This is a genomic window from Idiomarina abyssalis (assembly GCF_900116625.1).
GTDB lineage: Bacteria > Pseudomonadota > Gammaproteobacteria > Enterobacterales > Alteromonadaceae > Idiomarina > Idiomarina abyssalis.
Map to the genome: position 1 here is coordinate 303,028 of NZ_FPBE01000002.1, position 12,889 is coordinate 315,916.

Here is a 12,889-nt window from a genome sequence, read left to right on the forward strand (position 1 = left end):
TGTTATTGATAAATATGCAAGCGTCATCCCACGGTTTAAGGTAAGGATCGTATTTCAAATGGCCACTAGCTCCGTACTCCGGCAACAACTGCGAAAACAACTGGCGACGCCCTCTACGACTATCGCAATTTGTTTAATGGGCCTGGCCGGCGGTATTCTGGCAGCACTCATGATTGCCGGTTTTCGGTTCGCCATAGAGCAAGGCGCCTATCTTGTCGGTAATGACAGCTATTGGCAACAGCCTTTACCAACTACTTACCGCTTTTTACTCCCGGTTGTTGCGGCTGTCATGATTTATATTCTGTTCAGGCTTTCAGGGTCAAAGCATGTTCGAATGGGCATACCTTACGTTATTCACCGCATGAAGCAGCATTACGGTATGCTGCCCTGGCGCAGCACGGTGAATCAGTTCTTCGGCGGTATTATTGCACTGGTTGCGGGATTTAGTGTTGGCCGAGAAGGTCCCGCCGTTCATTTAGGCGCTGCGGCTGCAACCTGGCTGGGCTTTCATTTTGATGCACCAAAAAATGCCGTTCGCACCCTGGCGGCCTGTGGTATTGCAGCTGCAATAGCTGCATCCTTCAATACCCCTTTGGCCGCTATGATTCTGGTTATGGAAGTGGTTCTGCGGGAATATAAGGTTCATGTTTTCATCCCGGTTATGCTCTCGGCGGTTGCCGGCTCGCTGATAACTGAAGAGATTTTTGGTGTTGCCTCCGAATTAGCCGTTTTGTCTGCACAGGATATTCCGACCACGCAACTGCCCTGGGTCGTATTGCTTGGTGTCGTTCTTGGGTTAGTCGGCGTAATGTTTAAAAAACTGATGCTGGATGTCATGGAAACGGTCAAGGACATGTCGTTGTTTACCCGTTTATTATTTGCCGGACTTATCACCGCCATGCTTGCTGTCATTATACCCACCAGTTTAGGCCCGGGGCTTACCGCCATTGAGCAGGTGCTGAATCATCAAGGTCAAATGTCATTACTGGTCACCTTACTGATTGCCAAACTCTTTGCTTCTGCGATTGCATTAGGTATGGGCATACCTGGTGGGTTAATCGGTGCTGTATTTGGAATAGGCGCTATTATTGCGGCGGTATTCGTAGGGGCTGTCAATGGTCTCGGTATTCAGCAGGGTCTCTCTTTTGACAGCTTCATCTTGTTGGGTATGGCAGGCATTTTGGCAGCCTGTATTCACGCCCCCATGGCAGCTCTTCTGGCTATCGTTGAATTGTCCCGTAGCGTTGAAATTATTATTCCGGCTATGTTGGTTATTGTGCCCGCTTATCTGATATCCAGCCAGTTACTCAAATCCAAGTCGATTTTTATTGCCCAACTTGACCTTCAGAACTTGCCCTATCAACTTGCGCCAGTGCATGTTGCTCTGCAAAAAACGGGGGTTGAAAACGTTATGGAAACCGACTTTAAACTCCTGCTTGAACCGACTCAAAATGAACTGGTTGACGCATTAGAATCAGCACAGGCAAAAACCGTTATCGTAATGTCGGTCGATGAAGAAAATCAGGCCCTTTACCGACTCGTATCCTATGATATCAATGCCGGTGACAGCCCAAGCCTGAGCTATACGCCAATTAAAGGAATTCGGGTAACCTCTACTTTGGCTGAAGTTTATGATGAAATAGGCCAGCAAAGACGAGGCGCCGTATTTGTTTATGAAACAGATGACGGACAACCTTGTGGAATTGTCACCTGGGAAATAGTCCGTAAAGCCTTACAGAGAGAGCTCGCATGACGTGGATACTATGGGTTAAAGCCCTGCACATTGCCTTTATGGTTGCCTGGTTCGCTGGCATTTTTTATTTGCCACGCTTGTTTGTTTATCACGCAATGAATACAAAACCAGCTGTCGACGAGCAGCTCTGCGTCATGGAAAGGCGACTGCTGTATTTTGTCACGCCTTTCGCTATTCTTACCCTCATTTTCGGCGTTGTGCTGATTTTTGCTTATGGTTCGGCCTGGTTTGCCGCCAGTGGCTGGATGCACACTAAGCTGGTGTTGGTACTGTTGCTTTATATCTATCACGGCTACTGCTTTAAGCTGCTTAAAGACTTTAAAACCGGTAATAACCGCCGTAGCCATCGATTTTACCGTGTTTTTAACGAGCTCCCGGTACTGGCGCTGTTCGCGATCATAATTTTGGCCGTGGTTAAGCCTTATTAGATTCTCTTGTGCCACATGATTTGCTATAGTGTGCGCCCAGTGACATTCTGCGGCAGAGGCGCACCTAAAGATGAATTTCACCGGCTCCAATATTCTTTCTGTAAACCAGTTCGATCGCGACAGTATTGATTATATTTTCTCCGTTGCTGACAAGATGCAACCTTATGCAAGGCGCAAAACACGCACCCGCGTTCTCGACGGCGCTATTCTCGGCAACCTGTTCTTTGAACCATCTACCCGTACCCGGGTCAGTTTTGGTACTGCGTTCAACCTGCTAGGGGGCGAAGTACGCGAAACCACCGGAATGGAAAGTTCTGCCATAGCCAAAGGTGAGTCGCTTTACGACACCGCCCGTGTGCTAAGCAGTTACAGTGACGTTATTGCTATGCGCCACCCAAAGTCTGGCTCAGTGAGAGAGTTTGCCGAAGGCAGCCGGGTGCCTGTCATTAACGGCGGTGACGGAGCAAACGAGCACCCCACGCAGGCACTACTGGATCTTTACACCATTCAAAAAGAGCTGGCATATCATCAACAAAGCATTGATAACATGCACATTTGCATGATTGGCGATTTAAAATACGGACGTACAGTTCACTCGCTGTCGACGCTGCTATCCATGTACAAAAATATTAAGTTCACTTTAATTTCTCCACGTGAACTTTCTATGCCGGGCTCCGTATTAGATACGCTGGAAAACGCAGGTCACCGTGTCACTGTCACAGAAAAGGTCGACGGTATTGTCGACGCTGATATTGTCTATCAGACTCGCATTCAGCAAGAGCGTTTTGCCAGCCCGGAAGACGCTGATCAGTATCGCGGTAAGTTTCGTTTAAACCAGGATATATATACTAAGCACTACAAACCCAACACCGTCATCATGCACCCTCTGCCGCGAGATTCCCGCGCCGAGGCAAATGAACTGGATAATGACTTAAACCAAAACCCCAACCTGGCTATTTTCCGCCAGGCAGACAACGGCGTATTAATTCGTATGGCTCTGTTTGCATTAACACTTGGGGTCGTTGATCAAGTTGATAAACACCAATGTGAGGTCAACTGGTACAGCGAGAAAAGCCAACAGTAAAGAGGTAGTTACGACATGAGTCGCTCAGAAGAATTATACACTCAAGCACAAATCAGTATTCCTGGCGGCGTTAACTCGCCGGTTCGGGCTTTTAATGGCGTTGGTGGTACACCCATCTTCTTTGAGCGCGCTGAAGGCGCTTATATGTTCGATGCTGACGGCAAACGTTACATAGACTACGTTGGCTCCTGGGGACCTATGATTCTGGGCCACAACCATCCGGCAGTTTTAGAGGCGACTCTGCAAGCGGCCAAGCGAGGCTTAAGCTTCGGAACGCCGACAGAAGTTGAAATCACTATGGCGGAAACTATCCGCAAAATTGTGCCTTCAATTGAAAAAGTGCGTATGGTGAATTCTGGTACAGAAGCAACCATGACCGCTATTCGCCTGGCCCGAGGCTATACCGGCCGGGATAAAATTCTGAAGTTTGAAGGTAACTACCATGGTCACGCTGATTCATTGCTGGTTAAAGCCGGTTCAGGTGCTTTGACTCTGGGTGTACCTAATTCGCCCGGCATCCCGGAAGACTTTGCCAAACACACCCTAACTGTGAATTACAACGATATTGAATCAGTGAAAAAAGTTTTTGCTGAAATGGGTGACGAAATTGCCTGTATTATTGTTGAACCTGTCGCCGGAAACATGAACTGCATTCCTCCGGTTGAAGGCTTTCTGGAAGGTTTACGCAGCATTTGCGACGATCACGGTTCGGTATTAATTTTTGACGAAGTTATGACCGGTTTCCGTGTAGCACCTGGCGGGGCCCAGGAGCGTTACAACATAAAGCCTGACCTGACTACTTTGGGTAAAGTTATTGGCGGCGGTATGCCGGTTGGTGCCTTTGGCGGCAAAAAGGAAGTGATGGACTACATTGCCCCGGTCGGCCCTGTTTATCAGGCCGGTACGTTATCGGGTAACCCTGTTGCTATGGCTGCAGGCTTAGCGGCTTTACAACAATTATCAACACCAGGGTTATACGACCAGCTTTATCAGCGAGTTGACACTTTACTCAACGGACTACAGGAACGTGCTGACCGTGCCGGAGTTCCAATGACCACCAGCCGTGCCGGCTCCATGTTTGGTTTCTTCTTTACCGAAGAACCTGAAGTCACAACCTTTACACAGGCGACCCAGTGCAACATGGAACACTTCAAAACTTTCTATCACGCCATGTTAGAGCAAGGAGTGTATTTGGCACCGTCAGCCTTCGAAGGCGGCTTTATGTCTGCGGCACACAGTGAAGAAGATATTCAGCAGACCCTGGATGCCGCTGAAAAAGCTTTCGCTAAATTGCTTTAGTATTAGCTGATTAGCCACCGAACAAACGTTCCCACCAGTTTTTCTCGCGGATATTACCGTCACAGGTAATATCCTCGGGGAGTCTGACTTCCTCTGCCGGTAATTTACGACCATTATTACAATCCTCCGGAATTCTCTGTCCCGTAGTTGGGTGAAAATTCTGCATAAGCAAAGGTTCGGGTACGTCCAGCGCCATGCTCAACGGAGGCAGATACCCATAGAAGTCGGCGGCAACTTTCAGTGCTCCGCTGCTTCCCGTTAAACCAACGGGTTGGTTATCGTCCCGCCCTAACCAGACAGTCACAACTTGCTCTCCATCAACAGCCACAAACCAACTGTCACGGTAGTCATTCGTGGTGCCTGTTTTGCCACCAACAATCTGTCCGGCCAGTGCACTTTGAAGCCGGCTGGCCGTGCCTTCAGCGACCACGCCGTGCAAGCCATAACGCGTCAAATAGGAAACGCTTTGGTCAAATACCTTCTTCTGTTCAGGTGTCTGACGACGGTATAAGACCTCTCCCTGATGAGTAGTAATTGAGGAGACCGCTGTTAAAGACTGGTAATGGCCATCATTCATTAACGCGCTGTATATTCGCGCGACAGCCATGGGAGATAGCGAAGCAGAGCCCAGCGTCAATGATGGGTAGGCCTGTAACGGTGTTGTCACGCCTAACTCACGTAAGTACCGCACTAACTGGTCTATACCCACTTCCATACCAACCCTGACCGCGGGCAAGTTCCGCGACTGAACAAGCGCATCATAAAGCAGTAAGCTGCCACTAAATTCTTCATCATAATTCAGCGGCTGCCATTCTTTGCCGTTCTTATCGGACAGGGTAACAGGCTCATCAGCCACCGGCGTATTTAAACCTATGTTGGAGTCCTGCATAGCAGCAGCATAAATAACTGGTTTCATTAAGGAGCCAATGGGCCTTAAGGCCAACAACGCGCGGTTATAACCTATTGCCTGACTCAAACGTCCCCCGGCCAGCGCAGTAACCGTCCCACGACGATAGTCAGCTACCACCATAGCGCCTTCTAATTTCTCATCCTCGCCATCTGCCATCAGCTTTTTTGCCAAGGAACGTTGCACTGCGTTTTGGGTGTCTACCTGAAGGTGAGTAAAGATCTTTAATCCGGTATCCTGCCAGTCTTCCGGTAAAACAATGCGTTTCATTTCACGCCGCACCAGATCCATATAATGTGGGTATGGGTGCTCGACCAAACGTCGACTCTCTTTAACATCGAGCTTTTGTTCAACAGCAGCAACAAAGTTGTCTTTACCGACTAAGTCATTCTCAAACATGACCTTAAGCACCGTGTCACGGCGCTCGCGAGCGCGCTCAGGGAAGCGCCTTGGGTCGTAATAGGAAGGTCCCTTTATCATCCCCACCATTAACGCAATCTCGCTCGGACTAAGCTCCTGAACCTGTTTACCAAAATAAAATTGACTGGCAAGTCCAATGCCATGAATGGCGTTGCTGCCATCCTGACCAAAATAAACCTCGTTCAGATAGGTCTCTAAAATTGTGTTTTTATCAAAGCGGTAATCAATCACCAGCGACATCATGGCTTCATGAAACTTACGCCACAGTGTTTGTTCTCTGGTCAGATAGATATTCTTAACCAGTTGCTGAGTAAGCGTTGAGCCGCCCTGTACCGTTCTGCCTGCTTTAAGGTTAGCAACCAGTGCCCGCAGAATAGACCAGGGGGACACTCCCTGGTGATGATAAAACTCCTGGTCTTCAACTTTCAGCAAAGTTTCAATGAGTAAGTTAGGAACCACCTCCAGACCAACTAACAAACGATCTTCTTTACTCAACGTGCTAATACGCCCTATCAATTCAGGTTCCAGTCGTAATCTTTCTAACTCCCGACCACTAGGCCAGCTTTTCAACGACTCAATGCGCTCGCCCCGGAAGTTTACCTGCACTCGTTGAGCCATTTGCGGCCCGTCAGAAAAATCAAAAGGCCGACGGTGCACCATGACATTGCTTTCGCCGACCGAATAATACCCCGACTGTTCAGTGTTAGTGTTGCGCTGGTAACCCACCCGCTCCAGAATATCGACTAACCTTTGTAAACGCATAGGGTGATTTTTTTCTAGTGTCACCTCACCAGCATAAACCAACGCCGGAGCCTGATAGCGCTCATTACTAAAATGACGGGATAAGCTGGCATCGAGGTAAATCGCGTAAAGACCAATTACAGCGATAAGTACCAGCCCTATCTTAAAACTTGTCCAGAAAAGGTATTGAAACCACCGACTTTTAATCACTGCTGCTGCCTTTTGGTTTTAAACGTTGCGGTTGCATTCAATGGGTCTTCAGGCCACGGGTGCTTAGGATAGCGGCCACGCATCTCTTTACGCACATCGGCGTAAGCGTTCTGCCAAAAGCTGGAAAGGTCATTGGTGCGCTGCAACAACCGGCCAGCCGGCGAAAGAAGATCAACGGTTACAACTTGTCGATTATCGATAATTTTGGGTGACTCAGAAACACCAAACATTTCCTGCAATTTGACCTCAACCCGGGGGGTGTCGTCCAGATAATTTATAAACACTTTACGTTCTGTCGGAGTGTGCCACCATTCAGGACAAGCCGAATTCAGACGTTGCAGTTCTGAGTAGTCGAGAAAATAGCATAAAGCCTCATAAGGGTCCCACTGTTGCAGCTGTTTCAAAGACCGAACGCTCGTCCAGTACGGTACAGCCCATTGCTCCAGGGTGCTCAGTAAGCCCTCTGTCGTCATGTCATAAGAGAGCAGTTCTCCACCAACTTGTTGTAGCCAGTGTATTCGTCGCTGTAGCTGCTGTGACCGCCTGCTCCAGTTCAGCCTGTCCAGGCCATTCTCTCGCAGCCACAAACAGAAAGCTTGAGCCCTTTGTTCGTCATTTACAGGGGCATTACTGACTTTCTCGCTCAGCACTATAGCGCCTAACTTTTCACGAGTTATCTGCCGCAGCTGTTGCTTTTCACCGAACCACTCGCTTGTCTGGCTAACTTGCGGTGCAATCCCGGCCTTTTTTAAAAGTGGCATGATGTCGTCAATTGGTAACAGGCAGCGACTGCGCCCCAAGTTACTTTGCTCATTGAAGGTCACGTCAAAAATAACGGCCCAGGACGGCTGCTTAAGGCGGCTACTGTCGCCAGTGACCCGTCCGCCACAGGCTAATTGAAAGTCACCTCGGGTAGCATCAAACTTTGCCAACCGGTCGGGGTAACCCTGCAGCAAAGCTTCGCTAAGCCCGTCATCACCAATCTTTTCATGGCACCCGGACGAATCCGTGAGCCCAAAGTAATTAAGCCAATAACGCCAGCGCTGCTGCCACAAAGCAAACTGATTACGCTGCTGGAAATGCGCCCGGGTTCGCTCCGCCAAGTCAACCGATTTAATACTGCTTTGAGGCTCTTCAATGGTTGCCAGACTGCAGGCCATAGCCGCCTGCTGTTTTTCAGACAACTGTTTCGCGGCACTAGCCACAAGTAAGACTCTGGGATCTGAGCCACCGAGTTCCAGTTGCCGGGCTTTGCTCGTTAACTGCCCATGCTCCAATAGGCCAGTACTGGTTAAAAAGTCGATAGCTGCAGCGCAATGTCCCGGTTCAGGCTGAGAAAACCAGGCCAGCTGCTTCACCTGAGAGCCCCAGCGCAGAACGTCCAGCATTAAGGCCGATAAATCCTGTGTCGCGACATCCGGCGGGGCGTACTCTGCAAAACCATGCTCATCGGAGCGCGACCACAAACGAAAACATTGCCCTGCCTGCTGACGCCCCGCACGGCCAGCACGTTGTGTCGCCGATGCTTTGGCAATACGTTGAGTCACCAACTGACTTAAACCGTACTGAGGCAGATATTGAGCCCGACGCTCGCGGCCACTGTCAACAACCACATCAATACCATCCAGCGTTAAGCTGGTTTCAGCAATATTGGTTGCCAGAATAATGCGCTTCTCGTCCGTCGCCTTTAATGCCTGCCGCTGTTGCTGCAGTGGGATACGACCATGGAGGGGTAGAATGAGTGTTCCCGGCTGGAGTCGTTGGCTCAATTCAGCTGCCACTTTTTGTATTTCATAGACACCGGGCAAGAACACCAAAACGCCTTTTTCGGCGACAGCAAAGGCCTCAACAACCACTTTGGGCAATTCAGTCAGCCACTGGGTGACATGAGACGGAGGACGGTAATGGTATTCAACCGGATAACTGCGGCCGTCGCTGCGCAGAACCTGAACTTTATCGCAGTAGTTTTCTAACCAGACCTTAAGACTTTCTGCCGGTAAGGTGGCTGACATAATCAGCAGGTTTAAGTCTGGACGCAGTGGCAGGGCATCAATAACCAGCGCCAGGCTCAAGTCACTGTGCAAATTGCGTTCGTGAAATTCATCGAAAATCAGAGTGCCAATGCCGCTAAGTTCAGGGTCGTCCTGTAACCATCGCACCAACACGCCTTCCGTAATAATAAGTAACTGAGTTGCCTTACTGCGCTTGCTGTCGCCGCGCACCGTATAACCGACCTGCTCCCCCACCGACTCGCCCAACTGCTTAGCCAAATAATGAGCAATATTCAGCGCAGCAACACGCCGGGGCTGCAGCATGACAATAAGGCCGTCATCGGCAATACCCTGCTGCAACAGAAATAACGGAAGTTGTGTTGATTTGCCGGCACCGGGCGGTGCCTCAATAACGACACGTGCTGCCGGAAAGGCTTTCGCCAGCTCTGGCAGCACGCTCTCAATTGGCAAGGTCATGCCAAATTAATCACCTTGTACGGTTGCGGCGATGGTGCGCACACCGGCGGCGGTAGCGCCTGTCGCCCACATAGAGGTCGCCGATTTTTGGTAAGCGCCAGCTAAATCGAAGTGCAGCCAGCCTTTGCCGCTGTTCGGCGCAAAGCGCAGTAAAAAGCCTGCGGCGTTGCTTGCACCACCGGCACCACCGCCTTTTTGCGGACGGCTGTTTGCCGTATCAGCAAAAGGCGACGGGCAGTTTTCACTGTGCCACGGAGCCAGAGGCAAACGCCACAACAGCTCGTTTTCTTTATCGGCGTTGGCCAGAGCTTTAGTGGCAGCAGGCTCATCTACACTAAATAACGCATTGTACTCATTACCGACCGCCATTTGCGCAGCGCCGGTCAGAGTTGCTGCATCAATGATCTGCTTCGCACCAAACTCCCCTGCTGCTTGTAAGCCATCGGCCAGCACCAGTCGACCTTCTGCATCGGTATTCACAACTTCAACGGTCAGGCCGTTTTTATAGCGAATAATGTCGCCCAACTTGTAAGCACGGCCATCAATCATGTTTTCAGCGCAGCAGAGCAGCAGCTTCACGCGCTTATTCAGGCCGCGACGTATTGCCAGTGACAATGCGCCGGATACTGTGGCGGCGCCACCCATGTCGCACTTCATAGACAACATGCCTTCGCTGGGCTTAATGCTGTAACCACCACTGTCGTAGGTAATACCTTTACCAATAAGAGCTGTTTCAACCGGCGCGTTGTCATCACCGGTTGGGTTGTAATCCAACACCAGTAACCCCGGTGCGTGCTGACTGGCACGACCTACCGTGTAAATTCCCATCCAGCCGGCATCTTTCAGTGCTTCACCTTTTATAAATTCCGCACTGACTGCATCCGGTGCCAAGGCTTTAAAGTGATCGGTTACCCGCTTCGCTAAGCTTTCAGGGTAAATTTCTTCGGCTGACAAATTGGTCAGTTCGCGACTGAAGCGAGTCGCTTCACGCATGGCATTAAGCTCTTTTGCAGCGGGCTCATCGGTTTTATTCCAGATAACCTGATTGGTTGACAAAGTTGAGGTGAAACCTTGTGACAACGCCCACTGACGCTCCAGGTTCCAGTCACCGCCGGCAGCTTCAATGGTAACGGCTCCGGTATTGTCCAGAGTCCGGCCTGCTTTCTGGATACGTCGCAAGTTTTCAGCTTCATCATCAACTAAGACGATTTGTGCTTTGTTTTCACCAAACACTAAATTCGATTTTGGGTTCCAATAACTTGCGGGGGCTTCCTGAGTTAAATAGATTGCGAGTGCGCTGGACATTCTGTACCTCTCCCGATAATTTGCTGTCTGTTTATACTTTAGAGTTATGAGGCCTCTGATGCAATTTAACAAGCCCCTGCGCCAGGGAGTTTTGCAAAAAAGGTACAAGCGCTTTCTGGCTGATATTGATTTTGGTCAGGGTGATATCATCACAGCGCATTGTCCTAACACTGGTGCTATGACGGGTTGTGCCCAGCCAGGCTTTAAAGCCTGGTGTAGTGTTTCCGACAACCCTAAACGTAAATACTCACTGACCTGGGAGCTAGCTCAAAACGGCAAAGCCGAGATGATTGTGGTCAATACGCAACACGCCAATCGTATGGCCGGCGAATTATTGCAGGCGAACCTTGTGCCTGAACTTAGTCAGTGGCAGGAGCTGAAGCCCGAACAGCGCTATGGCAGGGAAAAAAGTCGTATCGACTGGTGGGGAATAGATGCAAACCGCCAGGAATGTTTTATTGAAGTGAAAAGCGTCACCTTAGCCGATGATAAGTGCGGTTACTTCCCGGACGCCGTTAGCCAAAGGGCTCACAAACACCTCAATGAACTCATGCAAATGACCAGAGACGGTCATCGCGCCATACAACTTTATATGGTGATGCACCAGGGAATCGAATCGGTTACACCAGCAAAACATATTGATCCTAAGTACGCTGAACTCTGTAAACAAGCAGAGTCTGAAGGCGTCGAGTTCTACGCCGTGAAATGTGTTATCACGCCACAGGAAATTAAACTGGAGAGACCAGTTCCCGTAACCCTTTGAAACTCAGCACAGTGGGGATTTTAAGCAATAAAATTGATGCTAATAACGTTGCCAATACCAATCCTTTCTGGTATACGTAGCGTCCTTTTTTTAAACGCACGCTTTTAAAGCACTCTTTAATAGAGAATGTAGGAGATCCATGATGCCTCAAGGCAAGGATAAGAAAACCCATGGCATCCTGGCGATGGCCGGCTTAGAGCCGTATCAGGAGAAACAGGGCGAAGAATACATGAACGATGCGCAGCGCTCGCATTTTCGTCGTATTCTGGAAGAATGGCGTCGTCAATTACGTCAGGAAGTTGATCGCACCGTGCATCACATGAAAGATGAAGCGGCGAACTTTCCTGATCCGGTAGACCGTGCTGCTCAGGAAGAAGAATTCAGTATCGAGTTACGTACTCGTGACCGCGAACGTAAATTGATCAAGAAGATTGAAAAAACGTTACAGAAAATTGAAGAAGACGACTTTGGCTTTTGCGACTCTTGCGGCATTGAAATTGGTATTCGCCGTTTAGAAGCTCGCCCTACAGCTGACCAATGTGTTGACTGTAAGACGCTGGCTGAAATCAAAGAGAAACAAATGACCGGAGCCTAACGGCTCATGTATCGTGGCCGTTTTGCGCCGACACCTTCAGGGCCTTTGCATCTGGGTTCATTAGTTGCTGCCGTTGGTAGTTACTTAGATGCCAAAGCCCACCAGGGAGAATGGTTGGTTCGTATCGAAGATGTCGATAAACCAAGAGCGATTCCCGGAGCGGCCGATACCATTTTAACGCAGCTGGAGTCCCATGGTTTAGAATGGGACGGCTCCGTTTTGTACCAAAGCCAGCGTGACTCAACTTATCAATCTCAGTTAGATCAGTTACAAAAAGCTGAACTTCTCTACCAGTGTGACTGCAGTCGCCAGGCTATTCGGGCTCGTAATGACCATTACGATGGATACTGCCGAAACCGTCAACCACGTACACCGCCTTATGCTCTGCGCTTTATAAATAACGCCCCCATAACTGAGTTTAATGACCGAGCCCAAGGCTTACTTTCTGACCACTCGCCTTCTGTTAGCGAAGATTTCGTGTTGAAACGTCGGGACGGTTTGTATGCTTACCAGCTGGCCGTTGTGGTTGATGATATTGAGCAGGGGGTTACCGACATTGTCAGGGGGAGTGACTTAATCACACCCAGCTATTGGCAGCTCACTTTATGGCAATACTTGACCGGTAAGCAACCCAGAATGATGCATTTGCCTCTGGTAACTAATGACAAGGGTCTGAAGCTGAGTAAGCAAAATCATGCGCCCTCAATCGAGTCACGCTATGCCAGCAATAACCTGCTGACGGCGCTCGACTATTTGGGGATTCAGCTTGAGCCAGAGTTGCATACAGGCTCAGTGAACGACATTTTGCAGGAGGCGCTGCAAAGTTGGCGCAAAAAGTGGCATATCCTTGGTTGTTAACGGTACAATATCCAAACAGCTACTAACTCTGAATAAAAAAATGGTAAGGGAGAACCAC

The 12,889-nt window shown here is 49.5% G+C and carries 10 protein-coding genes; 7 read left to right on the forward strand and 3 right to left on the reverse strand.

Features of this window, described 5'->3' with window-relative positions; all coding sequences use genetic code 11:
* Nucleotides 1-58: 58 nt before the first annotated feature.
* The 4 genes from BM359_RS06940 to hemL all read left to right on the forward strand — a co-directional run bounded on the left by BM359_RS06940 (nucleotide 59) and on the right by hemL (nucleotide 4,564).
* Nucleotides 59-1,753: a chloride channel protein gene (locus tag BM359_RS06940; RefSeq protein ID WP_054489628.1), complete on the forward strand. Its 1,695-nt coding sequence runs from the start codon at nucleotides 59-61 to the stop codon at nucleotides 1,751-1,753.
* Nucleotides 1,750-2,181, forward strand: coding sequence for a protoporphyrinogen oxidase HemJ (hemJ, locus tag BM359_RS06945; RefSeq protein ID WP_054489630.1), 432 nt, complete (start codon nucleotides 1,750-1,752; stop codon nucleotides 2,179-2,181). Before BM359_RS06940 ends, hemJ begins: the two co-directional genes overlap by 4 nt.
* A gap of 70 nt (nucleotides 2,182-2,251) precedes the next feature.
* Nucleotides 2,252-3,265 (forward strand): aspartate carbamoyltransferase, encoded by a 1,014-nt coding sequence (locus tag BM359_RS06950; protein ID WP_054489632.1) that lies wholly within the window; start codon nucleotides 2,252-2,254, stop codon nucleotides 3,263-3,265.
* 15 nt (nucleotides 3,266-3,280) lie between these two features.
* Nucleotides 3,281-4,564: a glutamate-1-semialdehyde 2,1-aminomutase gene (gene hemL, locus BM359_RS06955; protein ID WP_054489634.1), complete on the forward strand. Its 1,284-nt coding sequence runs from the start codon at nucleotides 3,281-3,283 to the stop codon at nucleotides 4,562-4,564.
* Between the two features lie 10 nt (nucleotides 4,565-4,574).
* On the opposite strand, the gene mrcB is transcribed toward hemL, so the two are convergent.
* The 3 genes from mrcB to pepB are packed head-to-tail and all read right to left on the reverse strand — an operon-like array spanning nucleotide 4,575 to nucleotide 10,615.
* Nucleotides 4,575-6,842, reverse strand: coding sequence for a penicillin-binding protein 1B (gene mrcB, locus BM359_RS06960; protein WP_054489636.1), 2,268 nt, complete (start codon nucleotides 6,840-6,842; stop codon nucleotides 4,575-4,577).
* Nucleotides 6,839-9,310 (reverse strand): ATP-dependent helicase HrpB, encoded by a 2,472-nt coding sequence (gene hrpB / locus BM359_RS06965; protein WP_054489637.1) that lies wholly within the window; start codon nucleotides 9,308-9,310, stop codon nucleotides 6,839-6,841. The genes mrcB and hrpB overlap by 4 nt, the downstream gene beginning before the upstream one ends.
* A gap of 6 nt (nucleotides 9,311-9,316) precedes the next feature.
* Entirely contained in the window at nucleotides 9,317-10,615 is a 1,299-nt protein-coding gene (gene pepB / locus BM359_RS06970) for an aminopeptidase PepB (protein WP_054489638.1), read from the reverse strand.
* 58 nt (nucleotides 10,616-10,673) lie between these two features.
* Between pepB and sfsA the strand changes: the two genes are divergently transcribed.
* The 3 genes from sfsA to gluQRS all read left to right on the forward strand — a co-directional run bounded on the left by sfsA (nucleotide 10,674) and on the right by gluQRS (nucleotide 12,831).
* Complete coding sequence (gene sfsA, locus BM359_RS06975) at nucleotides 10,674-11,378, forward strand: DNA/RNA nuclease SfsA (protein WP_054489639.1); 705 nt, start codon at nucleotides 10,674-10,676, stop codon at nucleotides 11,376-11,378.
* Nucleotides 11,379-11,520: 142 nt separating this feature from the next.
* Nucleotides 11,521-11,973, forward strand: coding sequence for an RNA polymerase-binding protein DksA (gene dksA / locus BM359_RS06980; RefSeq protein ID WP_054489640.1), 453 nt, complete (start codon nucleotides 11,521-11,523; stop codon nucleotides 11,971-11,973).
* A 6-nt stretch (nucleotides 11,974-11,979) separates the two neighbouring features.
* Nucleotides 11,980-12,831 (forward strand): tRNA glutamyl-Q(34) synthetase GluQRS, encoded by an 852-nt coding sequence (gluQRS, locus tag BM359_RS06985; RefSeq protein ID WP_054489641.1) that lies wholly within the window; start codon nucleotides 11,980-11,982, stop codon nucleotides 12,829-12,831.
* Nucleotides 12,832-12,889 lie beyond the last annotated feature (58 nt).

Bases quoted from the DNA above. Each gene is read 5' to 3' on its own strand.
- pepB (WP_054489638.1), bottom strand. From the start codon at position 10,615: ATGTCCAGCGCACTCGCAATCTATTTAACTCAGGAAGCCCCCGCAAGT.
- sfsA (WP_054489639.1), top strand. From the start codon at position 10,674: ATGCAATTTAACAAGCCCCTGCGCCAGGGAGTTTTGCAAAAAAGGTAC.
- hrpB (WP_054489637.1), bottom strand. From the start codon at position 9,310: ATGACCTTGCCAATTGAGAGCGTGCTGCCAGAGCTGGCGAAAGCCTTT.
- hemL (WP_054489634.1), top strand. From the start codon at position 3,281: ATGAGTCGCTCAGAAGAATTATACACTCAAGCACAAATCAGTATTCCT.
- BM359_RS06950 (WP_054489632.1), top strand. From the start codon at position 2,252: ATGAATTTCACCGGCTCCAATATTCTTTCTGTAAACCAGTTCGATCGC.
- dksA (WP_054489640.1), top strand. From the start codon at position 11,521: ATGCCTCAAGGCAAGGATAAGAAAACCCATGGCATCCTGGCGATGGCC.
- BM359_RS06940 (WP_054489628.1), top strand. From the start codon at position 59: ATGGCCACTAGCTCCGTACTCCGGCAACAACTGCGAAAACAACTGGCG.
- hemJ (WP_054489630.1), top strand. From the start codon at position 1,750: ATGACGTGGATACTATGGGTTAAAGCCCTGCACATTGCCTTTATGGTT.
- gluQRS (WP_054489641.1), top strand. From the start codon at position 11,980: ATGTATCGTGGCCGTTTTGCGCCGACACCTTCAGGGCCTTTGCATCTG.